Genomic DNA, 24158 nt, shown 5'->3' with positions numbered 1-24158 from the left:
GATGCAGCAGCACGCCTCGACCGGTGCGGCGCAACGGCACAGGCCCCGCCGGATCCTCGCCGTCGGAACGGCTCTGGTGCTCGCCGCCGGGCCGGCGGCGTTGGCCACCCAACCCGACCCCGACCCGACACCGACGGCCACGCCCGCCACCGCCATGCCCGCTACCACCGCGCCCGCCACCGCCACGCCCGCCACCACCGCACCCGCCACGCCCGCCACCGCCATGCCCACCGGCGAGCGTGGCGCGGAGCTGTACCGGCAGCACTGCGCGAGCTGCCACGGCGAGCAGGGCCAGGGCAGTCAACGCGGCCCCTCCCTGGTCGGGGTCGGCCCCGCCTCGGTGGACTTCCAGGTCGGCACCGGCCGGATGCCCATTCCGGACGAGCTGCCGCAGCCCCGCCGCGACGAACCGGTCTTCTCGGCCGACGAGATCGCCGCGCTGGTCGACCATGTGGCCAGCTTCGGCGGGGGCGGGCCGCAGGTTCCCCGGGTCCTCCCCGGCGACCTCCCGGCCGGGCGGGAGATCTTCGCCGCCAACTGCGCACCCTGTCACGGCGCCACCGGCGCGGGTGCCGCGCTGACCGACGGCCGCGACGCCCCACCCCTGTACGAGGCCACGGCCGTGCAGATCGCCGAGGCGGTGCGCGTCGGACCCGGGCTCATGCCGGTGTTTCCCAGCCAGGTGCTCACCGATCAGCAGGTCGACGACCTCACCACGTACGTGCGGCGGCTGCAGAGTGAGCGGCTGGACCGGGGCGGGAACCCGCTGGGCCGGCTCGGCCCGCTCGCCGAGGGCCTGGTCGCCTGGATCGCCACCCTCGGGCTGCTCGTCGCGGCGGCCCGCTGGCTGGGCAGGAGGGCGGAGGAATGAGCAGGCGCCCGCCGGTACCGCCCGCCCCGCCCGGGGTGAACCGCCGTATCGTGTTCTCCTTCCTGGTCAGCGCCGCCGGCGCGATCGGCTTCGCGGTGACGTACGGCCTCGGCGGACAGACGCAGTGGGAGGGTGTCTGCCTCGCCGTCGCCTTCGCCGGCCTGGCGACCGGCCTCGCCATCTGGGGAAGGCGACTGGTGCCGACCGGCGGGTACGTCGAGGAGCACGAGGGGCTCATTCCGCCGCCGGGGGAGCAGGCGATGGCCGGCGAGGCGCTCGCGGCTCCGGACAGCCCGATCCGTCGACGCGGCCTGCTCGGTGCGCTCACCCTCGCGTTGACCGCCCTCGGCGCCGCGGCCCTGTTCCCGCTCCGCTCACTGCTGCCGTGGGACCGCACCCGCCCGGTCGAGGCGCTCAAGGACACCCCGTGGCGACCCGGCGTCCGGCTGGTCACGGCCGACGGTAGACCGCTGCGCCCCGCGGACGTACCCACCGGCACGGTGGTCGCGGTCTTCCCGGAAGGTGACCTCGAGGCCGGGGACGCTCCCGCCTTCGCGGTCCGCCTGCAACCGGAACGCTTCACCCGGCCTCCCGCCGGTGGTCACCTCGACGGGCTGGTCGTCCACTCCCTGCTCTGCACGCACGCCGGCTGCCCGGTCCGGCTCTACCTGCACGGGACCGGCCGGGTGCTCTGCCCCTGCCACCAGTCGTCCTTCGACCTGTTCGCCGGAGCCAAGCCCGTCGCCGGCCCGGCCGCCCGAGCGCTGCCCGGTCTGCCGATCGAGGTGGGCCCGGACGGGTTCCTGCGCGCCACCGGGGAGTTCACCGCGCCGCCCGGCGCCGGCTTCTGGAGCCGGCCATGATCCTCGATCGGCTCGCCCGCGCGGTCGACGACCGGCTGCGGCTCTCCCCGATCACCCGGAAGGCACTCGCGAAGGTCTTCCCGGACCACTGGTCGTTCATGCTCGGCGAGATCGCCCTCTACTCGTTCATCGCCCTGATCCTCACCGGCGTCTACCTCACCTTCTTCTTCGAGGCCAGCTCCGCCGACCGGATCTACCACGGCGAGTACGCGCCGCTGGACGGCAGCACCACCTCCGCCGCGTACGCCTCCACGGTCCGGTTGAGCTGGGACGTCCGGGCAGGGCTGCTGATCCGGCAGACCCACCACTGGGCTGCCGTGGTCTTCGTCGCCGCGATCGTCGTGCACCTGATCCGGATCTTCTTCACCGGAGCGTTCCGCAAGCCTCGGGAGCTCAACTGGCTGGTCGGGGTCACCATGCTGACCCTCGCCCTGGCCAACGGCTTCACCGGCTACTCGATGCCCGACGACCTGCTCTCCGGCATGGGACTGCGGATCATCGTCTCGGTGGTGGAGTCGATCCCGGTGGTCGGAGCGTGGCTGGCGTTCCTCGCCCTCGGCGGCGAGTTCCCCTCCGACGAGATGATCCCGCGGCTGTTCGTCAGCCACGTGCTGCTGGTACCCGCCGTGCTGGTCGCCCTGATCAGCGTGCACCTGGCGATGGTCGTACGGCAGAAGCACAGCCAGTTCCCCGGCCCGGGACGCACGGAGCACAACGTGGTCGGCTCCCGGTTCTGGCCCAGCTACACCCTGCGGTCGCTGGCGCTGTTCGCCTGGGTGGTGGCGGTGCTCTTCGCGCTCGGCGGGCTGGTGCAGATCAACCCGGTCTGGCTCTACGGCCCGTTCTCTCCGGCCGAGGCCACCTCACCGGCGCAGCCCGACTGGTATGTGACCTGGGGCGACGGTGCGTTGCGGCTCTTTCCCGCGTGGGAGGTGCGCATCGGCGGGTACCTGGTGCCGTCACCGTTCATTCCCGGCGTGGTGATCGGCGGCGTCACGTTCCTGGCCCTGTACGCCTGGCCGTTCCTCGAACGGCTGCGGACCCGCGACCGCCGGCAGCACCACCTGCTGGACCGGCCACGCGACCATCCGGTTCGGATGGGCGTCGGAGTCGCGGCGCTCACCTTCTACGCGGTGCTGGTCGTCGCGGCGGGCGACGACATCATCGCCCGACTGCTGCGGGTGTCCGTCTACGACGTGCTCTCGGTGCTGCGCGTCGTGGTGCTCGTCCTGCCGCTGCTCACCGGGACGTTGGCGTTTCTGCTGGCCAGGGCCCTCAGCCACGGCGACGCCGCCCGCCTCGGCGAGCTGACCCGCGCCGACCTGGCGAAGGCGCGGGACGTGCACCGGCCGCCCGCCGGTCACCGTGCCGCTGTGACAGCGGACGTGAACGAGCCGGAACAACCGGCCCGGGACCGCCCCGGCGAGCGGATCGAGCTGTGGCCGGAGGGTGAGGTGTGGCGCTGGCGCTACCGGGACGCGCCGGGCGGGGTCGCGATGCTGGGCAACCGGGCGGCGTCGACCGAGCAGGAGGCGGCTTCCGCCGCCCAGCTCGCCTACCCGGGCGTCGACCGGGTCGTCGTACCGGGCCCGCCGCCGCCCCGACCGCCGGGCAGGGTTCGTGCCGTGCTGCGCCGCGGGGCCAACACCGCGATGGGCGTGTCGCTGCTGGTCGCGGCGCTACGGCAGCGGCGGGCACGCCGGAGCGGAGCCGACCGGCCCGGCGACCCGCCGCGCTGACCGCCCTCGCCGGTGCTCACGCCACCAGCCGCTGCTCGGCGAGCTCGGTCAGGCGCACCGTGCACAGGCCGCCGCGCTCCGCCTTCACCTCGGTCACCGTGAGCTGTGTGCCGGGAGCGAGGATGAACTCCTCCTCACCGGTGAAGGCCGAGAACCGGCGGATGCCGACGGCCCGCGCGGGGGTCACCTCGAACAACGTCCGCTTGCCGCGGTCGCCGAGGAACGCCTGAGCCACACCGAGCTTCGCCGTGCAGGACGAGACGCCCCACCACGTCACGGTGCGACCGAGCGGGTACTGGGCGCGCAGGTCCAGCGACACCCCGCGCCACAGCGGCTCGCGGCGGACCGGGAGCCGCGACACGGCTGAGAACAGCAGGCGCAGGTACGGCAGGTACGGCACGACCCGGCCGCGGTCCGGGTCTCGCAGCGCGGCGTTGATCTGCCGGTAGAAGGCCGACTCGCACGTGTAGAGGTACAGGGCGGCGACCTCGTCGGCGGACAGACCGTCGGCCGTGTCCTCGGCGCGCTCCGCACCGAACTGGTACGACTGCGTCACCTGCCAGTCGAGCCCGGGCAGGAGTTTCGCGACCGGGGCGACCGCCTCCCGGAACTCCATCAGCGGGGTGTCGAACACGCCGGTGATCGCCGGTAGGACGAGGCCCTCGTCCTTGACGCTGGCGAGCCGGTCGAGGTAGAGCTTATGCAGCTCCATTGTGGAGGCGATGAACGCGCCCATCCGGTCGGCGGTGCCCCCGTCCGCGCCACCGGAATGTGCCGCCACCGTGCTCCACCCCTCGCTGGGCAACCAGTCGACCTCGTCGGCCCCGAGCGCCCGCAGCGCGTCGTTCACCTCGGCGAAGTGGTCCCCGTCGCAGAAGATGTCGCCCTGCGCCGCCGGGTTGGGGTGGTCGATGTGCCGCACCTCCACCGCTGGGTACTTCTTCTCGAGGCGGAGCACGATCCTCTTCAGGTTGCGGGCGTGCGCCCCCCACCACGCGAAGACCACGCCACGGTCGGACTCGTCGGCGTTCTGCTTGGCGCGCAGGATCTCCTCGACGACCTTCTCGACGACCGGCTGCCAGAACGCGGTGTGACTCGCCGTGGCCATCGCGCCGTCGCTGCTGGCGGTCAGTGCCGCGTTCAGCAGCAGCACGCCCTGCGCGAGCATCGCCTGGAACCACTCCGGTGGGGGCACGATGTCGTGCTCGCGCAGGAGGGACCGGATGTCGGCGATCGGCGTCTTCTTGGGGATGCCGTACTTCCACATCGCCGCGGCCTTGATGATGCAGCGGATGCTCACGACCCTGCCGAACTGGCTGTCCGACCAGTCGTGGAAGGTGTTGTCGAACATCGCGATGCCGGTGGCGCTCTCCGGACGCGGGTACGGGTTCTGCCCGAAGACGACCACCTTCCACTTCTCCGGTGGATTGGGCTTGAGCGCCTGGAAGGTCAGTTCCCGCACGGGCACGACGTGCGGGCCGCGGCTCGGACCGATGAAGGTGGCGGCGGCCGGCTGCGCCTCGATGACGGGTTTCAGCAGCGGCAGCCACGGCTCGCCGCCGCCGGTGAACAGCCCGGTGAGGGCGAGCGGGTCGTTCGGGTCGGCCGGGGTGGGGGTGTTCGCGTCGCTCATGCTCGGGCTCCGGGTGGTGGGGGACCGCGCCGACGCGGCGCGGGTGATCAAGGCGCGGGCATTGTGCCGTACGACACCGACATCGGTCACGCCCGAGGCCAGCCGGCGTCGACGGGTCGGATCGTTCACGATCGATGCGGCGTCCACAGTGTCGGTGGCGCACAGTAGGTTGATCCACGTTGCAGACGCCCCCGCTCAACCCCTGGAGTTCCCCATGCCCCTCGAAACCGGGAAACCGCTGCTCAAGGTGGTCCTGACCGACGTCAACGCGAAGGTGGTGCAGGCGTGGCAGGCGGCGTTCGCCGACACCCCCGAGGTGGAGATCCACAAGGGTTCGATCCTGACCCGGCACGTCGACGCCTGGGTCAGCCCGACGAACTCTCGAGGGCTGATGGACGGCGGCGTCGACGCGGTCATCAAGCGGCACCTCGGGGCGGGCATCCAACTGCGGGTGCAACGGGCGATCCGTGACCAGTTCGGTGGATCGCTGCCGGTGGGCAGTGCGGTGTGCGTGCCGTCCGGAGCGACCAACCCGAAGTTCCTGATCTCGACGCCGACCATGGAGCAGTCGGCGCAGAACGTGAGCGAGACGTTGAACGTCGCGCTGGCGTGCGCCGCCGCGTTCCAGGCCGTCCACGTGCGCAACGCCAAGAGCCCGGGCAGCATCAGGTCGGTGGCGTTGGTGGGCCTGGGCGCGGCGACCGGCCGGGTGCCGGCGCGGGTCTGCGCCAACCTGATGTGGACCGGCTACACCCTCTTCAACGACTACCACTTCGAGGACTACGACGAACTGCGGACGACGATCCACGCCCAACTGCGCGACATCGACAGCCAGCCGGAGGACGAGCGGGTGCGCATCGAGCCGCCGGCCCGCACCCGCGGCTGACGGCCGGGGCGGCCGCGACTCGACGAACCAGACGTGGGACCGTCGACGATGTCGCTGCTGAGGCTGGTGCGGGCCGGGTTACCGCAGCGGGCGGAAATGGTGCCGGACCGCGTAGCGGAAGACGGCGTCACCGAGCGCGGCACCGTCGACGTCGGCGCTGCGGAAGTGCACGCCGCCCCAGACGCGCGCGCCGATGAGCTCGTCGAGCGCCTGGGAGAAGCTGCTGAAGTGCCGGGTCGTGCCGGAGTCGACGCTGGATCCACTGAACGTCACGTCGTCGGTGCCGAAGAAGTGCCGGTACAGCGACATGCGCGCACCGGTGCCGCAGGCGTGACCGGACGGGTATTCGGGGAAGGGCGGCGTGACGAGCAGCGGTGTCCAATCCGGGTCCACCGCCGTCCGCGGGTTGCCGTCGCTGTCGGCCCGCTGGATCGCGGTGACAGGACGCCAGTAGCTCCAGTACTCCTTCTGGCTGAAGCAGGCAACGCCCGAGTCGGCCACGATGAGGTCGGTCATCGCGAAGAAGCGCGCGGTTTGCAGGGTGTCCAACCGTTGGGTGGTGGCGAGCTGACGCTTGATCTCCCACGAGGCGGAGCGCCGGTCGTGCCACCAGAGCGCAGCCTCGGTCTGGTCCTGGGTGCGTACCGTGCTCGACACCGCGCCGACCTGCTTGACCTCGGCGACGTCACGGGCGTACGCCTCGCTTGTCACCGGCGGCGGGCCGGGCGTGCGGAACAGCGACGCGCGGGGCAGCAGGAACGGACGCATGTGCCCCGTCCACGCTCCCTGCGACAGGTACGGCGGCGGCGTGGGACGCCATTCACCGGGCTCGGTGCCGACCGCCCACTGCTGGTCGCCGTACGCTCCGTCGTCCTGCCGTGCGGCGACCATCGCGGCGGCGGCCCGGGCGCCGACCCTGACGCCGCCCCGCTTCGGCGGGCCGTCGGGAATCAGGCTGAGCGCCTCGTCGTACTCGGCCCGGAGCCGTTCCTGCTGGGCGGGGAAGAGCGCGGCGAGCACGCCGTGAGCGGCGGTGGCGACGGCCGCGTCCACCGATTCGGTGCCCCGGGTCGCCGGCGCGACCAGGTAAGGCTGGTACGGGGTTCCCGCGATGGCGTTCACCGCGTCGTAGACGGCGCCGTTCACCATCGCGAAGCTGCGTACCTGCTCGTTCGGCTGCTGCGCCGCGACGTCCCAGATCGCCGTCTGCGCCTGGAGGTCCCAGGCGACGACGGGATTGGTCGTGCCGCTGCCGGAGGGCCGGGCCGCGGCGGCGGTCGCCACCGGCGTCGTGGCCGTCATCGCGATCAACAGGCCGAGCGCGAGGGCTGCCGGGACGGTGCGGGGCCAGCGTTTCCGCAGTGCCGGACGATGGCTCGACATGGGTTCCCCCGACGTTGATCAGCGGGCGGTGTGGCCGACGACGGGCGATCGCCGGCCGCAGGCAGCGCGGATAATCAATCGACGATTGTGAACGCTAGCACGAGTTTCACCATTGGTGGTCCCGCTGTCGTATGCCCACTCAGGGCACCGGCTCAGGCCGTTCACCGACGGTGTCGCCGGGCACCGGTTCGGCCGGTGCCGGCTGCTCCTTGACCGGGCCGCGGGCGATGACCGCCTGCTGGAGCGGGGTGTGCCGCAGCAGTCCGGAGTAGAAGACGACCGCCAGGCCGAAGTTCACCACCACCGCGTATGCCGTTTCCGCGACGTTGAACGCGGTGTCCGCGTCGACGGCGACCAGCCACGCCTCGAGGAAGGTCTTCACGGCCGACACGAGGAGCAGCACGAGGCCCTTGCGAAAAGCCGACCAGGAGGTACGCATGAACAGCGCGGCGACCAGCGGCAGCACGAAGGTGAGGGCCAACGACAGGACGCCGGCCAGGTTGGGGGCGAAGAGGTAGGTGGGCAGTTCGGGCAGGATGACGGAGTCCATCTTTCCTCCCTCGGGGCGAGAGGCTGTGTACGAGATGGTCGCCCGCCCACCGTCTCTGTGGCGTCACGACGCGGCCGGGACAGGCCGCCACGGCCCGCGGGCCGGGACAGGTCGCCACGTCCCGCGGGCCGGGACAGGTCGCCACGAGCCGCGGGACGGCCGACGACCGCCGGGCGCGGCGGTCAGTGCGCCGAGCGGGCGCTGCCGGCCTGCCGTCGTCGCTGCCGTGGGGCCGGGTCCTGACCCGATGCCGGCGGGCGTTCGATGCGGGTCGGGTTGCCGCGTACGAGTTCGTCGTGGATCCGCCACCGGTCGGTGAGCAGGTGACGTCGGTCGGCCTCGTCGCCGTCCTCGATGCGCTGCCGCAGCCGCCGCAGGGCGATGCGGCGGTTCAGGTTGAAGTGGCGCTCGGTGTCGACCACGACGACGAGGCCTGTGGGGCGGTGGGTGGCCCGTACGGCCGTGCTGGCCTTGTTCCGGTGTTGGCCGCCCGGGCCGCCGGTGCGGCAGGCGACGACGTCGACGTCGGCCTCCGCGAACCTCGTCGTCGGGATGTCGAGCTGGCAAGGCCGGGCGACGACGTACCAGTTCTTGCGACCGGTGCTCGCCCGGTAAGGGCTTGGTGCCTGCCAGCACAGCGTGCCGGTCCACGAGGCGGCGAACGACTCGGCGTCATCACCGTCGATCAGGACCAGCGCGGACCGGTGGGTGCCGGGCCGCTCGCCGGCCACGGCCTGGATCCGGCGGGTCGTCAAGCCCTGCCGGGCGGCGTCGGCCTCCAGGCGGTGCAGCAGCTGGGTGAGCGCCCACGCGCACTCCTGTGGGCCGCGCCCGGCGGAGAGGAGCAGGTGGACGCTCATGCCCGCCTCCGCCCACGTCGGCGGTCGGCTCGTCGCCCGGTTCCGATCTCGGCCGTCTTGTAGGTGACCAGGGGCACCGTGGTGGCCACGGGGGTGGCCAGGTCGTGCTCGACGAGGTCGGCGACGACCTGCTCGATGCGTTTGTACGCCGAGGGAGCCTCTTCGAAGAGCAGCTGTCGTTCGCCGCACACCACCACCGAACCGACCGGGGTGCGACGCAGCTCCTCGACCGTGTGCTTGGCGCGGCCCCGCCGCAGGGCGTCCGCGCGGGACATCTTGCGGCCCGCGCCATGGGCCACCGAATGGTTGGCGTCCGGACCGGCGTGGGCGGCCACCAGGTAGGACGGGGTGCCACGAGTGGCGGCGACGAGCACGTCGCGGCCGTCACCCGGCGCCGCCCCCTTGCGGTGCAGGTACCGCCCGTCGCGGATCTCGACGAGGTTGTGGCACTCGTCGACGACCGGTTCGGTCGGTTCGGCGCCCAGCGCGTGGGCGACTCGGGCGGCGAGCAGCCGCCGGTTGAGTGATCCCCACCGCACGGCCTCGTCGTGCGAGGCCAGGTAGGCGGCGACGTCGGCGCCCGGGCCGGCGCCGTGGACCTCGGTGTGTGCGCGCAGGATCCGCTCGCCGAGCCCGCGGGAGCCGCTGTGCACGACCAGCACCAGATCTCCGGTGGCGAGCCCGAGACGGGCCGCGTGGTCCGGCTCGAAGACCGTACCGACCTGGGCCAGCTCGACGAAGTGGTTGCCCCGGCCGACCGTCCCGAGGCCGTCGAGATGACCGGCGGGGATGTCGCCCGCCACGACTGCCCAGGCCGGGTCGTCGGCGTCCCGCTCCGGGTCCAGCGGCTGGTCGAGGTCGGGAAACCGGGTGGCGAGCTTCTCGGGTACGGCCCGCTTGAGTTTGATCGGGAACACCGCGATGCCGCAACCGATGTCGGAGCCCACCAGGAACGGATACAGCACGGTGGACGACATGGCGGCGCCGATGGGCGCGCCCTTGCCCGGATGCAGGTCCGGCATGCCGGCTACGTGGATCATGCCATCGAGCGCGGCCACCTGCTGGCACTGCCGGAGCGCATCCGACTCGATCCAGCTCTCGGGCGAGGCGAACACGGTGACGGTGGCGGGGGTGGACGGTGGGAGGGCTTCCGAAGGGGAGGCGTGCAGAGACAAGGACGCTCACTTTTCGCGGAGGGGAGAGCGGGCGGACGACCGTACGGCGCCGGTCGGGTCACGGCGCCGCGGAGAAACGTGGCTGCTGTCCGTCAGAACCTCATGGGCACACCCTCGCGGAACCCGCCCGGGCCCCGCAACCGAGTTTCGACCCCGACCGTGGGGTGGCGCCACGGACGGCCGAGCGTCGCGTCACGACCCGGTCGGGGGGACAGCCCGCTGGGTTTCCCGCCTCAACCGGACACCGTGTCCGACGGGCGTTAGAGTACTGACCCGCCCATGGCGTCGCCCCGTGTGCTCCGGCTCGGCGGGGTGAGCGCGGCGGGGTGACGCCGAGGTTCATGAACGAGGCCACCTGGGGCGTGCCGGTCATCTGATCTCCGATCAGTCGTCGACGGAATGAGAGGCTCATGGCTTCCTTTGATGCGTTCGAACTCCGCGAAGGTTCACGCCGGCGCGCCGCCGACCGGCCCCGGGGTCCGGAACTGGCCGGCGTGGAGGACGTCGAGGGGCCGAACGGTCTGCGCCTGCGCCACTACCGCCCGGCGGCGCAGGCGCGGCCGCAGGTGGTGTTCGCGCACGGCGGTGGCTTCGTCCTGGGTGACCTGGACACCCATGACCGCCTCTGCCGGCGCCTCGCCGACGCCTGTGACGTGGAGGTGCTGGCTGTCGACTACCGGCGCGCTCCCGAACATCCCTACCCCGCCGCCATCGACGACGTGGTCACGGTGCTGCGCTGGGCCCGGCCGGCCGCGGTCGCCGGCGACAGCGCCGGTGGCTACCTGGCCACCATGGCCTGTCTTCGACTGCGGGACGCGGGGGAGCGGCTGCCCGCCGCGCAGATCCTGTTCTTCCCCAACACCGACCTGACCCTCTCGCAGCCGAGCGTCGTCGAGGAGGGTTCCGGTCACGCGTTGGACACCGACTTCCTCACCTGGGCCGTCGAGCAGTGGACGCCCGAGGCCGCCGACCGGGCTGCGGCCAGCCCGATGCTGGCGCCGGACCTGCGCGGCATGCCGGACACGATCATCGTGACCGCCGAGCACGACGCGCTGCGCGACGAGGGAAACGCCTACGCCCGTCGGCTTGCCGAGGCCGGGGTGCGCGTACTGCACCGCCAGGAGCCTGGCCTGGAGCACAACTTCGTCCAGCAGGACGCGTCCTCCCCGCAGGCCGCTGCCGCCGACGATCGGGTGTTCGCGGACATCAGGACCCTGCTCCAGCTCTGAGCCGGGCAATCGCGGCCGTTCGAGTCGTAACCTATCTTCCTAGGATGCCTTACGCGATGTGCGCCCGCACACCCCGTTTGCACCGAGCCACACCGGGCACCCACGGGGGAACGCCGCAACCAAGGAGGCGAGATGAGCTTCACCGACAAGGCCAAGAACAAGATGGAACAGATGACCGGTGCCGCGAAGGAGCGGATCGGCGATATGACCAACAACGAGAGCATGCGGGCGGAGGGCGCCACGCAGCAGAGCGAGGCGCGGGTCAAGCAGGCCGGTCAGAGCGCCAAGGAAACCGGCAAGAACGCGCGCGACGCCTTCCGGTGACGGTGTGAGCGGCGGCGGTCCAGGGTCTACCCCTGGGCCGCCGCTCCGTATCCGCCGCAGCCGGTCGAACTACCCTCAGGGCGTGACCGTGCTGCGTTCGTTGCTGCTCTTCGCCCTGGCCGCGCTCGCCGAGATCGGCGGGGCGTGGCTCGTCTGGCAGGGGTGGCGGGAGCACCGGGGGCTGTGGTTCGTCGCCGCCGGGGTGGTCGCGCTCGGGATCTACGGCTTCGTGGCGACGTTCCAGCCCGATCCGAACTTCGGCCGGATCCTCGCTGCGTACGGTGGCGTGTTCGTGGCCGGGTCGCTGGCGTGGGGTGTGCTGGTGGACGGGTTCCGCCCGGACCGGTGGGACGTCACCGGCGCCGTCATCTGCCTGTTCGGAGTCGCGGTGATCATGTACGCGCCGCGTTGACCCGACGGCCACCGGGGTGGCCGTCGATCAGCAGCATCCCGGCCAGGAGCACGATCACCACGGCGAGGTGCAACGCGGCACCGACGGTGGCGCCGAGGGGGATGGTGGCGAGCACCAGGGCGGCGGTGATCAGGCGGCTGGGGCGCCGGCCGGTACCGAGGACCCGTCGGGCGTCGGCGATGGCGAGCAGGAACAGGGCGACGCCGGCGGAGAGGGCGAGAGCGCTGGCCCAGCCGGCGGGGTGGCCGGGGTGGCTGACGGCGGCGTGCAGGCCGGTGGCAGTGGTGATGACGCCGAGCAGCAGTACGAAGTGCGCGACGATGTAGACGCGGGCGGCGTACCGGCTGCGGGTGCCTTGGTCTGTGTTGTCGAGGGCGGCTTCGTCCGGCCCGCTGTCGGTGAAGTAGGTCCACCAGAGTGCGGCGGGCAGGGCGAGGGCCATCACGACGGCGAAGGCGTTGTCGGAGCCGAGGTGGTGTGGTGCGCTCATGCCGATGGCGACCACGGTTTCGCCGAAGGTGACGATGACGAGCAGGCTGTGCCGTTCGACGAAGTGTGGGGCGCGGATGTGGAAGCTGGCTGCCGCGCTCAGCCAGGAGTGACCGGGCAGCAGGTATGGCAGGGCGGTCTGGGTGAAGACGGCGGCGGCCCAGAGCGCGGGTACGGCGGGTCCGGTGACCAGGCCGGCGGCGATGATCAGCAGTGCGGCGCCGAGGTTGTACGGGGCGAGTCGTTGGACGGCGGCGCGGGCGGCGCTTCGGCTGAACAGGCCGAGGTGGACGGTGACGACGATCAGGTAGCCGATTCCGAAGAGCAGGCCGCTGCCGGTGAACGCGTCGGGGATGGCGACGGCGGTGAGCAGGAAGCCGGCCATTCCGGCGAAGAGCAGGAGTTTGCGGGTGGCGGTGCGGGGCGGCACGTGGTTGGTGAGCCAGGCGTAGCCGGAGTAGAGGTACCAGAGCAGGCCGAAGATAAGGATGACGCGGCCCAGCCCGGTCCAGTCGAGGTTTTCCTCGAGCAGGGTGACGAGCTGGGTGATGGTGAGCACGAAGACCAGGTCGAAGAAGATTTCGACGGGGGTGGCGCGGTCGGCGTTGTCCTGATCGGTGTCGCGCCGCGCGGGGGTCATGTGGGTGCAGGTTAGTCGGCTGGTCGGGGGTGGCGGCCCGTCACCCCCACCCACCACGGGGGTGACGGGCCGTCGTCGTCAGTCGTCGCGGTGTTCGGTCCACCAGGCCTGGCCGGATTCGGGCAGGGTGTCGATCGGGTCGTAGTAGGCGTACCGCTTGTTGAGCGCCTCCAGGTCGGCGGACTCGATGGAGGTGCGGTAGTTCTTGGTCCAGTAGGAGATGCCGCGCTCGCGGTCGTATTCGGTGAGCATGTGCACCCAGCGCTTGCCGACGAAGGGGACGTCGCAGACGATCCGCGGGGTGGCGTAGCCGGGCAGGTAGCCCATGATGTCGTGCTGGAGCTGCTGGGCGTGCCAGACGGGGACGCGCCAGTGTTCGGCGTTGGGGATCATGTCGCACATGTAGAAGTAGTACGGCAGGATGCCCGCTTCGCCTTGGAGGGCGAAGCACAGGTCGAGCAGGTCGCGGCTGGTGGCGTTGACGCCGCGCATGAGGACGCCCTGGTTGCGGACGTCGCGGACGCCGACGTCGAGGGCGGTCTGGGCGGCGCGGGCGACCAGTGGGGTGAGCGACTGGGCGTGGTTGACGTGGGTGTGGATGGCGAGGTTGACCCCGCGGCGGGCGGCGGTGCGGGCGACGCGTTCGAGGCCTTCGACGACGTCGGGCTGGAGCCAGTGCTGCGGTAGGCCCATGAGGGCCTTGGTGGCGAGCCGGATGTCGCGGATGGTTTCGATCTCGAGCAGGCGCATCAGGTACGACTCGAGGTTGCGCCACGGCACGTTGGCCACGTCGCCGCCGGAGACGACGACGTCGCGGACGCCGGGGTGGGCCTTGAGGTAGGTGATGTGGGCGTCGTAGCGGTCGACGGGTTTGAGGGTGAGTTTGAGCTTGTCGACGGCGGGGGTGGAGTTCCCCACGAGGTCCATGCGGGTGCAGTGCCCGCAGTACTGCGGGCAGGTGGAGAGCAGTTCGGCGAGGACCTTGGTGGGGTAGCGGTGGGTGAGGCCTTCGGCGACCCACATGTCGTGTTCGTGCAGTGAGTCGCGGCTGGCGTAGGGGTGTGAGGGCCAGTCGGTGCGCCGGTCGGAGGCGACGGGGATCATGTAGCGCCGGATCGGGTCGGCCAGGAACGCCTCGGTGGTCATCGGGGCGAACGGGACCATGGTGTTGAGCATCTGCGGCGGTACGAGCATCGACATCGTGGCGTGCGCGCTCTGGTCGGTGGCGAGGTCGTCGTAGAAGGTGTCGTCGACGAGGTCGCCGAGGACGGCGCGGAGTTGCTTGATGTTCTTGATGCAGTTGACCCGTTGCCATTGGGCGGATTCCCACTGTTCGCGGGTGACGTTGCGCCAGCCGGGGAAGCGGGTCCAGTCGGGTTCGACGAGTGGGGTTCGTCGGTATTCGTAGGGCTGGCCGGCGGTGGGCGCGGCGACCGGGGTGGGGCGGGCAGTGGGGATGGTCTCCACTGGTTGGGTCTGGGTCACGGCCCCTCCTCGTGTGGTGCGGTTGATCAGCCGCCCGAAGGCTACTGGAAAATCTCCGGCCTAGAAATTAGTCTGCCGGAAGTTTTCCCGCGATGCGAGCCTTGACCGGGGCTTCGGGCGGTTGGACAGGGGAGGTCGGCGTGACGTCACCGGTGGGTCTGCACCGCGTAGTGGAACCGGCGGGGGTGCTGCCGCAGGCGGCCTGGCGGCTGGACGCGAGTCCGGAGATCGCGGCGAACGAGGTGCGGATCCGGGTGGAGCGGCTGAACCTGGACGCGGCGAGCTTCCGGCAGTTGTGGGAGAAGCACGGCGGTGACGGGGATGCGGTGCGCGCCGAGGTGCTGGGGATCGTCAGCACCCGGGGGAAGATGCAGAACCCGGTGACCGGTTCGGGCGGGATGCTGATCGGCACGGTGGACGAGGCCGGGCGGCGTTCGCCGCTGGGGCTCAAGCCGGGGGACCGGGTGGCGACGCTGGTGTCGTTGACGTTGACGCCGCTGGTGATCACCGACGGGTTGGCGCGCTGGGACGGGCGTAGCGAGCAGGTGCCGTGCGACGGGTACGCGATCTTGTTCGCCCGGTCGATCGCCGCGGTGTTGCCGCCGGACGAGGATCCGCAGTTGTCGCTGGCGGTGCTGGACGTGTGTGGGGCGCCGGCACTGACGGCGCGGGTGGTGTCACGGTACGTGACGGATCGGGCTCGTGAGGCGGATGCGCGGCCGGTGACGGTGGCGGTGATCGGCGGGGCGGGCAAGAGCGGCTCGCTGTCTCTGGCGGCGGCGCGGCGGGCGGGTGCGGGCCGTACGGTCGGGGTGGTGCCGGTGGCGGCGGAGCGGGACGCGCTGGCGGCGGCGGGGCTGGCCGACGCGGTGACGTTGGCCGACGCCCGGGATCCGGTGGCGGTGTCGACGGCGGTGACCACGGCGTTGGGTGTGCCGGCGGACGTGACCGTGGTGTGCGTGGACGTGCCGGGTTGCGAGCACGGGGCGATCCTGGGCACCGCGGACGGCGGCACGGTGATCTTCTTCTCGATGGCGACGAGTTTCGCGGGCGCGGCGCTGGGCGCGGAGGGCCTCGCGGCGGACGTGACGATGCTGGTGGGCAACGGGTACGTGCCGGGTCACGCGGAGTTGGCGTTGGCGTTGCTGCGGGGCGAGCCGGGGGTGCGTCGGCTCTTCGAGTCCCGGTTGGCGGCAGACTGAGGTCATGACGAACCCCTCGACGTTGTACCGCGGCGGCGTGCTGCACTGCCCCGCCGACCCGAACGCGACCGCGCTGCTGGTGTCCGGTGGGCGGATCACCTGGCTGGGGGTGGACGCGGACGCGCCCGCCGCCGACCGGGTGGTGGATCTGGGTGGGGCGTTGGTGACGCCGGCGTTCGTGGACGCGCACGTGCACGCGACGGATACCGGGTTGGCGTTGTCGGGGCTGGATCTGTCGGGGGTGCGTTCGGCGGGGGAGCTGCTGGAGGCGGTGGCCGGGTTCGCCGCGGGGTTGCCGGCGGAGGCGGTGGTGCTGGGCCACGGCTGGGACGAGTCGCGTTGGGGCGCGCCGCAGCTGCCGGACGCGGAGGCGTTGGGTCGGGCGGCCGGTGGTCGGCGGGTGTACCTGTCGCAGGCGTCTATCCATTCGGCGTTGGTGTCGCGGGCGATGCTGGCGGCGGTGCCGGAGGTGGTGGCCGCGGCGGGGTACGACGAGTCGGGGTGGCTGCGGCGGGACGCGCACCACGTGGTTCGGGCGGCGGCGTTCGGGTCGGTGACGCGGGCGCAGCGGGTGGCGGCGCAGCGGGTGGCGTTGACGCACGCGGCGTCGCTGGGTGTCGCGGCGGTGCACGAGTGCGGTGGGCCGGGGATCTCCGACGAGGAGGACTTCACGGGTCTGCTGGGCATCTCGGGCGCGGGTGTGCCGGAGGTGTACGGGTACTGGGGTGAGTTGGGTGGTGCCGCGCGGGCCCGGGAGCTGGGTGCGGTGGGTGCCGGTGGTGACCTGTTCGCGGACGGGGCGTTGGGGTCGCGTACCGCTCATTTGTCGCAGCCGTACCTGGACGGGGAGGGTGTCGGGCACGGCTATCTGTCGGCGGAGCAGGTGCGCGAGCATCTGCTGGACTGTGCGGCGCACGGGTTGCAGGGCGGGTTCCACGCGATCGGGGACGCGGCGATCGGCACGGTCCTCGAGGGGTTCGCGGCGGTGGTGCGGCAGTTGGGTGTGGAGCGGGTGCGCGCGGCGCGGCACCGCGTCGAGCATGCGGAGATCGTGGACAAGCGGCTGATCGCCGGGTTCGTGGAGTACGGGATCGTGGCGAGCATGCAGCCGGCGTTCGACCGGTTGTGGGGCGGCGCGGGTGGCATGTACGAGTCGCGGTTGGGGTTGGCGCGGTCGTTGGCGTCGAACCCGATGGGTGCGATGCACTCCGTCGGGGTGGCGTTGGCGTTCGGGTCGGATTCGCCGGTGACGCCGGTGGATCCGTGGGGGTCGGTGCGGGCGGCGGCGGCGCATCACAGTGCGGCGCAGCGGATGAGTGTGCGGGCGGCGTTCGCGGCGCACACGCGTGGCGGGTGGCGGGCGGTGCACCTGGACAACGAGGGGGTTCTCGCGTTGGGTGCGCCGGCGACGTTCGCGGTGTGGGACACGCCGGCGGGGGTTGATCGGGGTTTGCCGGTGTTGCTGGCCGACGATCCGGAGTTGCGGGGGCCGCAGGATCCGACGCCGCTGCCGGTGTGCCGTCGCACGGTGTTGCGCGGTGACGTGATCTATGAGGAAGGGTCTGCGTGAGGAAGCGAACCATCGGGCACGGCGGTGTGGCGTGTCGAAGCGGGGCGGCGGCGTGACCGGGAAGCTTGATCTTGATCCGGTGCTGGTGGCGCGGGCGCGGGAGTTGGCGCGGCGTGCCGGGCAGCCGGTGGTGGACCTGGCCCGTAGCCATACGACGGTGTCGGTGGAGCGGGCGGTGTTGCGGCTGGCCGGGGTGAGCGGCGCCGACCCGGATGGTATTCCGTGGGTGAATCGCCTGGTGGATGCGGTCGTGGCGGATGTGGGTCTGGGTCACGGGGTGGCGGCGGCGGTGTTCGACGCGCTCGCGCGGGAGGATCTGACCGATGTGACGTTGCTGGCGCAGAAGGCCGCCGCCGGGTCGGTGCGGTTCAGCCAGCCCACCGGCAAGGCCGCTACGGCTGCCCGGCGGGCTGCCCGGCGGGCGGTCGCGGCGGGGGTGCGGCAGATCGACCGGCGCAGAGCCGAGCGGGATCGTCTGGTGAAGCGGTACGGGGATCCGAAGCAGCGGCCGTGGATCTACCTGATCGTGGCGACCGGTGACATCTATGAGGACATTCCGCAGGCGCAGGCGGCGGCGCGGGCGGGCGCGGACGTGATCGCGGTGATCCGGTCGACGGGGCAGTCGTTGCTGGACTACGTGCCGGAGGGTGCGACGCGGGAGGGTTTCGCCGGTACGTACGCGACGCAGGAGAACTTCCGGTTGATGCGGGCGGCGTTGGACGTGTCGTCGAAGGAGCTGGGCCGGTACGTGCGGTTGACGAACTACGCGTCCGGGTTGTGCATGCCGGAGATGGCGACCCTGGCGGGCCTGGAACGCCTGGACATGATGTTGAACGACTCGATGTACGGGATTCTGTTCCGGGACATCAATCCGATTCGGACGTTCGTGGATCAGCGGTTCTCGCGGCAGGTGCACGCGCGGGCGGGGATCATCATCAACACCGGGGAGGACAATTACCTCACCACCGCCGACGCGGTGGAGGAGGCGCACACGGTGACGGTGTCGCAGCTGCTGAACGAGTTCTTCGCGCACGAGGCGGGGTTGGCGGACTGGCAGTTGGGGTTGGGGCACGCGTTCGAGATCAACCCGGATGTGCCGGAGTCGTTCCGGCTGGAGTTGGCGCACGCGTTGCTGGCGCGGGAGTTGTTTCCCGACGCGCCGTTGAAGTGGATGCCGCCGACGAAGCACATGACCGGGGACGTGTTCCGCGGGAACCTGCTCGACGGGTTCTTCAACCTGGCGGGGACGATGACCGGGCAGGGCATCCTGCTGGTGGGAATGATGACCGAGGCGGTGGTGACGCCGTGGTTGTCGGACCGGGACATCGCGCTGCAGAACGTGCGGTACGTGCTGGGTGCGGCGGGTGGGCTGCACGAGGATTTCGTGCCGGCGCCGGGTGGGTTCATCCAGCAGCGGGCGTACGCGGTGCTGCGTGAGGCGGTGGACCTTTTGGAGCGTATCGGTTCGCAGTCGTTGTTGACGGCGATCGCCGAGGGCACGTTCGGCATCATGAAACGGCCGCCGGACCGGGGCAAGGGCCTGGACGGGGTGGCGCGGCACGAGGCGGACTACTGGAATCCGGCCACGGAGATCCTCGAGGCGCAACCGGCGGTTGTGCGTGGTGACGTGGCGGGCGCGGGCGTGACGGCGGGCCGGTCGTGAGCGCGGACGGTGTCGAGAAGAAGATCGTGCGGCCGTACGGGGACACCACCGGCGACGGGATGGTGCAGGTGTCGTTCACGCTGCCGGTGCCGCACGACAAGCGGGCCGAGGGCGCGGCGATCCAGTTGGCCGGGAAGATGGGCATCGACCCGGCGATGCTGGTGCACGCGAAGCAGATGGGCGACGGGTACACGTTCTTCGTCGTGTACGGGCGGGTGAACCATCTGGTGGACGTGTCCGCGGTGCAGGTGGTGGAGCGGGACTATCCGCTGCTGTCGGCCAAGGAGGTCAACGCCCTGGTGCGGCAGAAGCTGCGGCGCAAGTTGTCGGTGGTGGGGGCGTGCATCGGCACGGACGCGCACACCGTGGGCATCGACGCGATCCTGAACGTCAAGGGCATCGCGGGGGAGAAGGGCCTGGAGTACTACCGGGAGTTGAAGGTCACCAACCTGGGTGCGCAGGTGAGCGTGCCGGAGCTGGTGGAGGCGGCCCGGGTGGAGAAGGCCGACGCGGTGCTGGTGTCGCAGGTGGTGACGCAACGCGACGCGCATCTGCACAACACGCGGGAGATGTCGGCGGCGTTCCGGGAGGCCATGCCGGCGGGGCGGCGTCCGTTGCTGATCGTGGGTGGGCCGCGGTTCGACGAGACGATGGCCGAGGAGTTGGGTGTGGATCGGATCTTCGGCCGGGGCACCACACCGGGCGAGGTGGCCAGTTACCTGACGCACGCGCTGGTCACGAACAGGAAGGCGAAGGCATGACGGGGCAGGATCCGCGGTTGGGGTTGACGGTGACGCACCGCCGGTACGTGCCGTACTCGCACGCCCACTATGCGGGGAACCTGGTCGACGGGGCGTACGCGTTGGGTTTGTTCGGGGATGTGGCTACCGAGGTGTGCATCCGTACCGACGGCGACGAGGGGTTGTTCGCCGGTTACGCCGATGTGCGGTTCCTCGCCCCGATCCGGGCCGGTGACGTGGTGGAGGTGACCGCGCGGGTCGCCCGGGTCGGCACCCGCAGCCGGACGTTGGAGTTGAGCTGCGCGGTGGTGTGCCGGGGCCGCCCGGACCGGGGTGAGTCGGCCGCGGAGGTGCTCGACCCGCCCGTCGTGGCGGTCACCGCGACCGGCACGGTGGTCGTGCCGCCTGCGGCGTGAACGTCGCGGTCTGCGCCGACGTCGGGTCGACGTACACGAAGGTGGCGGTGGTCGACCTCGACGGCGGTGAGCTGGTGGCGGCGGCCGCGGCGCCGACCACCGTCGGCACGGACGTGCTGCACGGCCTGGACGCGGCCGTCGCGGCGGCGACCGCAGGCCTGGGGGTGCGGGATCCGGCCTGGTACGTGTGCTCGTCGGCCGGCGGTGGGCTGCGGTTGGCGGTGGTCGGCTACGAGCAGCTCGTGACCGCGCAGGCGGGCTGGCGGGTGGGTTTGTCGGCGGGCGCGAACGTGGTGCACGTGGCCGCGGGCCGGTTGGGTGCCGCGGAGCTTCGCGCGTTGCGGGCGGCCCGCCCGGATGTGGTGTTGCTGGTCGGTGGCACCGACGGCGGGGACGCCGAGGTGTTGACGCACAACGCGACCCGGCTGGCCCGGGCCCGGTGGCGGGTGCCGGTGGTGCTGGCCGGCAACGTCGAGGTGCGGGCGGAGCTGGCGGCGGTGTTGGCGGCGGCCGGGGTACCGGTGACGGAGGCCGGCAATGTGCTGCCCCGCATCGGGGTGCTCGCGCCCGAGTCGGCGCGGGCGGCGATCCGGGAGGTGTTCCTGCGGCACGTCATCGGCGGGAAGCGGCTGTCGCGGGGGGCCCGGTTCGCGCGGCTGGTGCGGGCGGCCACCCCGGACGCCGTGCTGACCGGGGTGGAGGTGCTCGCCGACCGGGTCGGCGGGGACCTGGCGGTGGTGGACGTCGGTGGGGCCACCACCGACGTGTACTCGGTGCTCACTCCCGACGAACGGGCCACCGGGCCGGGCCGTGAGGTGGCCGGTTCGCTGTGGCGGGCCCGCACCGTGGAGGGGGACCTGGGGATGCGGTGGAGCGCGCCCGGGGTGGTGCGGGCGGCGGCCGAGGAGCGGCTGCTCGGCCCCGGGGAGCAGGAGGAGCTGACGCCGGCGGCGGCGGTGCGGGCCGCCGAGCCGGGATTCCTGCCCGTCGGCGCGGCGCAGCAGGCGGCGGAGCGGCGGATCGCGGAGCTGGCCGCGACGGTGGCGCTGCGCCGGCACGCGCGCGGTGGCGCCACCGGCGAGCGGGCCGGCCGGGACCTGCGCGACGTGCGGCTGGTCGTGGGTTCCGGTGGTGTGCTGCGGCACGCCCCGGCCGGGCAGGCGGTGCGGGTGCTCAGCGCGGTGCTGGCCGATCACGCCGGTGGGTGGCCGTTGCCGAGGGCGGCGCGGCCGGTGGTGGACGTGGAGTACGTGTTGGCTGCCGGTGGGTTGCTCGCGGCGGAACATCCGCAGGTGGCGGGGGTGTTGCTGGGTCGACATCTGGGCGCGGATTGATGTTTCCCGTCACGACACGCCAGTCTGCGACACGCGACAGGCCGGGGGCGGGTTGACAGGGCCTGGGGGGCAGCACGTACCGTCTTTGAGTCCTACTACGGGAAGCGGCTGTTGTTCGCTTCGTCCCTTCGTCCGCTGGCCGAGCGACACAGTTGTTCGTCGCGGCGGCCAGGTCCAGCGGGCGGGGGTCGGCGGGGCGGCGCGAACCGGCCGCGGTAACCGGTGTACGGGTGGAGTGAGGCGCACGGCCAGTAGACAACGGCCCGGCGGGGGCAGCCAGTCCGCGTCTGGTCGGTCCGAAGGTCGGCGTGCCGCATTCTTGCCCCACCGGCCGGGAAGGGCCTGGGAGCATCGGGGCGCGGCGCTGGCCGCGCCCCGATTTTCATGTCCGGGCACCGGTCGTGGTGGGGTCAGCGGGCGTGAGGTCGGGCCCGTACGTGCAGGCGTTCCCCTTGCGGGCCGAACAGGTTGATCACCTCTGCGGTGTCGGGGCCCGGGTTGAGCAGTCGGTGCGGTACCCGGGTGTCGAATTCGGCGACCTCCCCCGGGGTGAGGATCAGGTCGTGGTCGCCGAGCAGCAGCCGCAGCCGGCCGGAGAGCACGTAGAGCCACTCGTAACCCTCGTGAGTCTGCTGGCCGGGGTCGCCGGTGGGGGTGCCGGGCGGCAGGATCTGTTTGAACGCCTGCGGTCCGCCCGGGCGGCGGGTCAGCGGCAGGAACGTCATGCCGTGGCGCACGATCGGGCGGCCCTGTACGCGCGGGTCGCCGACGTGGGGTGCGCCGACGAGTTCGTCGAGGGGCACCTGGTGGGCGCGGGCCAGCGGCAGCAGTAGCTCCAGGGTGGGGCGGCGGCCGCCGGACTCCAGCCGGGACAGGGTGCTCACCGAGATGCCGGTGGCGTCGGCGAGCTGGCTCAGTGTGGTGCCGCGTTGTTTACGCAGGGCCCGTAGCCGCGGGCCGACCTCGGCGAGCAACACCTCGTCGTTTGCCATACCAGCAACAATACTTGTCGCCATGGTGGTGGTGGGTGCAGCGTGGGCGGCGAGCGGAACACGACCGGGAGGTGCCTCAGGTGGGCGACAGGTATGACGTGGTGGTGGTCGGCGGCGGCGCGGCCGGACTCGCCGGGGCGGTCGCCCTGGCGCGGGCGCGCCGCTCGGTGCTGGTGGTGGACGCCGGTGAGCCGCGCAACGCCCCCGCCGAAGGCGTGCACAACTACCTGACACGGGAGGGCACCCCGCCGGGTGAGCTGCTGGCCGCCGGACGGGCCGAGGTCACCGGCTACGGCGGGAAGATCGTCACCGGGGCGGTGGAGGCCGCCGTCCGCGACGACAGCGGGTTCACCCTCACCCTCGCCGACGCGACAGTGGTGCGGGGACGGCGGCTGCTGGTCACCACCGGGCTGGTCGACGAGCTGCCCGACGTGCCCGGCCTGGCGAAGCGGTGGGGCCGGGACGTGCTGCACTGCCCGTACTGCCACGGGTGGGAGACCCGCGACCGGCGGATCGGGGTGCTCGCCACCGGCCCGACCGGCGTGCAGCAGGCGCTGCTGTGGCGGCAGTGGAGCCCGCACGTGCTGCTGCTGGTCCACGACGCGCCGCAGCCCAGCGGCGACGAGCTGGAACAGCTCGCCGCCCGGGAGATCACCGTCGTGGACGGCCCCGTCGAGGAGCTCCTGGTGGCCGGTGACACGCTCACCGGGGTGCGGCTGGCCGACGGGGGTGTCGTCGACCTCGACGCGCTGGTGGTGGCGCCCCGGTTCACCGCCCGTGCCGGGCTGCTCGCCGAGCTGGGCCTCACCCCGGTCGAGGTGGAGATGGGCGGGCACGTGTTCGGCACCCAGATCCCCGCCGACCCGGGCGGCGCCACCACCGTGCCGGGGGTGTGGGTGGCCGGCAACGTCGCCGACGTACGCGCCCAGGTGATCAGCTCCGCGGCCGCCGGCCTGACCGCCGGCGCGGCCATCAACGCGGACCTGGTGGCGGAGGACACCCGCGAGGCCGTGCGGGAACGCCGACAGCGTGTCGCGACCATGTTCACCGAGCAGGCGTGGGAGCAGCGCTACTCGTCGCGGCCGTCGGTGTGGAGCGGACGACCCAACCCGCAGCTGGTGGCCGAGGCCACCGACCTGACCCCGGGCCGGGCCCTGGACGTGGGCAGCGGTGAGGGCGCCGACGCGGTGTGGCTCGCCCGGCGCGGCTGGCAGGTCACCGCCGTGGACATCTCCCGGGTCGCGCTGGAACGGGCCGCCACGCACGCCGGCGCCGCCGGCGTCGCCGACCGCATCGACTGGATCCACGCCGACGTGCGGGAGCAGCCACCCGCCGAGTCCGGGTTCGACCTGGTGAACGCCCAGTTCGTGCACCTGCCCGGCAACGACCGCGACGTCCTGTTCGCCCGGCTGGCCGCCGCCGTCGCCGCGGACGGCACGCTGCTGATCGTCGGACACCACCCGTGGGACCTGCGCACCAGCATCAACCGGATGCACCTGCCGGAGATGATGTACACCGCCGAGGAGCTCGCGGCGGCGCTCGACCCGACCGGGTGGGACGTGCGGGCCGAGGCGCGGCCCCGTACGGCGGTGGACCCGCAGGGGCGGGAGGTCACCATCCACGACGCCGTACTCGTGGCCCGCCGCCGTTCGTGACGGGCCTACCCGGCCGGGTAGCCTTCACCACCGTGATCGTGCTGAGG

Annotated in this window: 22 protein-coding genes; 14 read left to right on the top strand and 8 right to left on the bottom strand. The window is 72.1% G+C overall.

Annotated elements, in window-relative coordinates:
* The first annotated feature begins 1 nt into the window (after position 1).
* From AB0F98_RS17865 to AB0F98_RS17855, 3 genes are read left to right on the top strand one after another with little or no spacing between them, the layout of a single operon-like run.
* The gene (locus AB0F98_RS17865; RefSeq protein WP_357736202.1) at positions 2 to 871 is read left to right on the top strand and encodes a c-type cytochrome; all 870 of its coding nucleotides are present in this window, start codon (positions 2 to 4) and stop codon (positions 869 to 871) included.
* Entirely contained in the window at positions 868 to 1734 is an 867-nt protein-coding gene (locus AB0F98_RS17860) for a Rieske (2Fe-2S) protein (protein ID WP_357736199.1), read from the top strand. The genes AB0F98_RS17865 and AB0F98_RS17860 overlap by 4 nt, the downstream gene beginning before the upstream one ends.
* Positions 1731 to 3473 (top strand): cytochrome bc complex cytochrome b subunit, encoded by a 1743-nt coding sequence (locus tag AB0F98_RS17855; RefSeq protein WP_357736196.1) that lies wholly within the window; start codon positions 1731 to 1733, stop codon positions 3471 to 3473. The genes AB0F98_RS17860 and AB0F98_RS17855 overlap by 4 nt, the downstream gene beginning before the upstream one ends.
* Before the next feature lie 16 nt (positions 3474 to 3489).
* Here the strand turns inward: AB0F98_RS17855 and AB0F98_RS17850 are convergent, their stop codons facing one another.
* The gene (locus AB0F98_RS17850) at positions 3490 to 5106 is read right to left on the bottom strand and encodes an ADP-ribosyltransferase domain-containing protein (protein WP_357736193.1); all 1617 of its coding nucleotides are present in this window, start codon (positions 5104 to 5106) and stop codon (positions 3490 to 3492) included.
* Between the two features lie 214 nt (positions 5107 to 5320).
* Between AB0F98_RS17850 and AB0F98_RS17845 the strand changes: the two genes are divergently transcribed.
* On the top strand, positions 5321 to 5992 hold the full coding sequence (locus tag AB0F98_RS17845; RefSeq protein WP_357736189.1) for a macro domain-containing protein: 672 nt from the start codon (positions 5321 to 5323) through the stop codon (positions 5990 to 5992).
* Between the two features lie 78 nt (positions 5993 to 6070).
* Here the strand turns inward: AB0F98_RS17845 and AB0F98_RS17840 are convergent, their stop codons facing one another.
* The 4 genes from AB0F98_RS17840 to AB0F98_RS17825 form a co-directional block, all read right to left on the bottom strand.
* Positions 6071 to 7375 carry a vanadium-dependent haloperoxidase gene (locus AB0F98_RS17840; protein ID WP_357736185.1) on the bottom strand — a complete coding sequence of 435 codons (1305 nt, stop codon included), beginning with the start codon at positions 7373 to 7375 and terminating at the stop codon, positions 6071 to 6073.
* Positions 7376 to 7514: 139 nt separating this feature from the next.
* The gene (locus AB0F98_RS17835) at positions 7515 to 7925 is read right to left on the bottom strand and encodes a hypothetical protein (protein WP_357736182.1); all 411 of its coding nucleotides are present in this window, start codon (positions 7923 to 7925) and stop codon (positions 7515 to 7517) included.
* A gap of 182 nt (positions 7926 to 8107) precedes the next feature.
* Positions 8108 to 8785 (bottom strand): peptide chain release factor H, encoded by a 678-nt coding sequence (prfH, locus tag AB0F98_RS17830; RefSeq protein ID WP_357736178.1) that lies wholly within the window; start codon positions 8783 to 8785, stop codon positions 8108 to 8110.
* Positions 8782 to 9960, bottom strand: a complete 1179-nt coding sequence (locus tag AB0F98_RS17825; RefSeq protein ID WP_357736174.1) for an RNA ligase RtcB family protein — start codon at positions 9958 to 9960, stop codon at positions 8782 to 8784. The genes prfH and AB0F98_RS17825 overlap by 4 nt, the downstream gene beginning before the upstream one ends.
* 410 nt (positions 9961 to 10370) lie before the next feature.
* Between AB0F98_RS17825 and AB0F98_RS17820 the strand changes: the two genes are divergently transcribed.
* The 3 genes from AB0F98_RS17820 to AB0F98_RS17810 all read left to right on the top strand — a co-directional run bounded on the left by AB0F98_RS17820 (position 10371) and on the right by AB0F98_RS17810 (position 11925).
* Positions 10371 to 11189: an alpha/beta hydrolase gene (locus AB0F98_RS17820; RefSeq protein ID WP_357736172.1), complete on the top strand. Its 819-nt coding sequence runs from the start codon at positions 10371 to 10373 to the stop codon at positions 11187 to 11189.
* A gap of 132 nt (positions 11190 to 11321) precedes the next feature.
* Complete coding sequence (locus tag AB0F98_RS17815; RefSeq protein ID WP_350790136.1) at positions 11322 to 11513, top strand: CsbD family protein; 192 nt, start codon at positions 11322 to 11324, stop codon at positions 11511 to 11513.
* An 82-nt stretch (positions 11514 to 11595) separates the two neighbouring features.
* Positions 11596 to 11925 carry a YnfA family protein gene (locus AB0F98_RS17810; RefSeq protein ID WP_357736168.1) on the top strand — a complete coding sequence of 110 codons (330 nt, stop codon included), beginning with the start codon at positions 11596 to 11598 and terminating at the stop codon, positions 11923 to 11925.
* On the opposite strand, the gene AB0F98_RS17805 is transcribed toward AB0F98_RS17810, so the two are convergent.
* The gene (locus AB0F98_RS17805) at positions 11906 to 13054 is read right to left on the bottom strand and encodes a low temperature requirement protein A (protein ID WP_357736165.1); all 1149 of its coding nucleotides are present in this window, start codon (positions 13052 to 13054) and stop codon (positions 11906 to 11908) included. The genes AB0F98_RS17810 and AB0F98_RS17805 overlap by 20 nt on opposite strands.
* A gap of 78 nt (positions 13055 to 13132) precedes the next feature.
* Complete coding sequence (locus AB0F98_RS17800; RefSeq protein WP_357736162.1) at positions 13133 to 14539, bottom strand: lysine 2,3-aminomutase; 1407 nt, start codon at positions 14537 to 14539, stop codon at positions 13133 to 13135.
* Positions 14540 to 14691: 152 nt separating this feature from the next.
* Here AB0F98_RS17800 and AB0F98_RS17795 point away from each other — a divergent pair, with 152 nt between their 5' ends.
* The 6 genes from AB0F98_RS17795 to AB0F98_RS17770 are packed head-to-tail and all read left to right on the top strand — an operon-like array spanning position 14692 to position 21464.
* Positions 14692 to 15741: a zinc-binding alcohol dehydrogenase gene (locus AB0F98_RS17795; protein WP_357736605.1), complete on the top strand. Its 1050-nt coding sequence runs from the start codon at positions 14692 to 14694 to the stop codon at positions 15739 to 15741.
* 4 nt (positions 15742 to 15745) lie between these two features.
* Complete coding sequence (locus tag AB0F98_RS17790; RefSeq protein WP_357736159.1) at positions 15746 to 17311, top strand: amidohydrolase family protein; 1566 nt, start codon at positions 15746 to 15748, stop codon at positions 17309 to 17311.
* Between the two features lie 52 nt (positions 17312 to 17363).
* The gene (locus tag AB0F98_RS17785) at positions 17364 to 18974 is read left to right on the top strand and encodes a lysine 5,6-aminomutase subunit alpha (protein WP_357736156.1); all 1611 of its coding nucleotides are present in this window, start codon (positions 17364 to 17366) and stop codon (positions 18972 to 18974) included.
* Entirely contained in the window at positions 18971 to 19735 is a 765-nt protein-coding gene (locus AB0F98_RS17780; RefSeq protein WP_357736153.1) for an OAM dimerization domain-containing protein, read from the top strand. Before AB0F98_RS17785 ends, AB0F98_RS17780 begins: the two co-directional genes overlap by 4 nt.
* Positions 19732 to 20130, top strand: coding sequence for a hotdog domain-containing protein (locus AB0F98_RS17775; protein ID WP_076471821.1), 399 nt, complete (start codon positions 19732 to 19734; stop codon positions 20128 to 20130). Before AB0F98_RS17780 ends, AB0F98_RS17775 begins: the two co-directional genes overlap by 4 nt.
* Positions 20127 to 21464: a glutamate mutase L gene (locus AB0F98_RS17770; RefSeq protein ID WP_357736149.1), complete on the top strand. Its 1338-nt coding sequence runs from the start codon at positions 20127 to 20129 to the stop codon at positions 21462 to 21464. Before AB0F98_RS17775 ends, AB0F98_RS17770 begins: the two co-directional genes overlap by 4 nt.
* 410 nt (positions 21465 to 21874) lie before the next feature.
* Here AB0F98_RS17770 and AB0F98_RS17765 read toward each other — a convergent pair whose 3' ends face one another.
* Positions 21875 to 22456 carry an XRE family transcriptional regulator gene (locus tag AB0F98_RS17765; protein ID WP_357736146.1) on the bottom strand — a complete coding sequence of 194 codons (582 nt, stop codon included), beginning with the start codon at positions 22454 to 22456 and terminating at the stop codon, positions 21875 to 21877.
* A gap of 80 nt (positions 22457 to 22536) precedes the next feature.
* On the opposite strand from AB0F98_RS17765, the gene AB0F98_RS17760 reads away from it, so the two are divergent.
* Positions 22537 to 24111, top strand: a complete 1575-nt coding sequence (locus AB0F98_RS17760; protein WP_357736141.1) for an FAD-dependent oxidoreductase — start codon at positions 22537 to 22539, stop codon at positions 24109 to 24111.
* Positions 24112 to 24158: the final 47 nt, after the last annotated feature.

It is taken from the genome of Micromonospora sp. NPDC023737 (genome assembly GCF_040639715.1).
Taxonomy (GTDB): domain Bacteria; phylum Actinomycetota; class Actinomycetes; order Mycobacteriales; family Micromonosporaceae; genus Micromonospora.
Note: the sequence above shows the minus strand (reverse complement) of the source record. Positions and strands in the feature narration are given on the sequence as shown.

Bases quoted from the DNA above. Each gene is read 5' to 3' on its own strand.
- AB0F98_RS17775 (WP_076471821.1), top strand. From the start codon at position 19,732: ATGACGGGGCAGGATCCGCGGTTGGGGTTGACGGTGACGCACCGCCGG.
- AB0F98_RS17820 (WP_357736172.1), top strand. From the start codon at position 10,371: ATGGCTTCCTTTGATGCGTTCGAACTCCGCGAAGGTTCACGCCGGCGC.
- AB0F98_RS17815 (WP_350790136.1), top strand. From the start codon at position 11,322: ATGAGCTTCACCGACAAGGCCAAGAACAAGATGGAACAGATGACCGGT.
- AB0F98_RS17765 (WP_357736146.1), bottom strand. From the start codon at position 22,456: ATGGCAAACGACGAGGTGTTGCTCGCCGAGGTCGGCCCGCGGCTACGG.
- AB0F98_RS17845 (WP_357736189.1), top strand. From the start codon at position 5,321: ATGCCCCTCGAAACCGGGAAACCGCTGCTCAAGGTGGTCCTGACCGAC.
- AB0F98_RS17835 (WP_357736182.1), bottom strand. From the start codon at position 7,925: ATGGACTCCGTCATCCTGCCCGAACTGCCCACCTACCTCTTCGCCCCC.
- AB0F98_RS17790 (WP_357736159.1), top strand. From the start codon at position 15,746: ATGACGAACCCCTCGACGTTGTACCGCGGCGGCGTGCTGCACTGCCCC.
- AB0F98_RS17840 (WP_357736185.1), bottom strand. From the start codon at position 7,375: ATGTCGAGCCATCGTCCGGCACTGCGGAAACGCTGGCCCCGCACCGTC.
- AB0F98_RS17860 (WP_357736199.1), top strand. From the start codon at position 868: ATGAGCAGGCGCCCGCCGGTACCGCCCGCCCCGCCCGGGGTGAACCGC.
- AB0F98_RS17855 (WP_357736196.1), top strand. From the start codon at position 1,731: ATGATCCTCGATCGGCTCGCCCGCGCGGTCGACGACCGGCTGCGGCTC.
- prfH (WP_357736178.1), bottom strand. From the start codon at position 8,785: ATGAGCGTCCACCTGCTCCTCTCCGCCGGGCGCGGCCCACAGGAGTGC.
- AB0F98_RS17865 (WP_357736202.1), top strand. From the start codon at position 2: ATGCAGCAGCACGCCTCGACCGGTGCGGCGCAACGGCACAGGCCCCGC.
- AB0F98_RS17805 (WP_357736165.1), bottom strand. From the start codon at position 13,054: ATGACCCCCGCGCGGCGCGACACCGATCAGGACAACGCCGACCGCGCC.
- AB0F98_RS17850 (WP_357736193.1), bottom strand. From the start codon at position 5,106: ATGAGCGACGCGAACACCCCCACCCCGGCCGACCCGAACGACCCGCTC.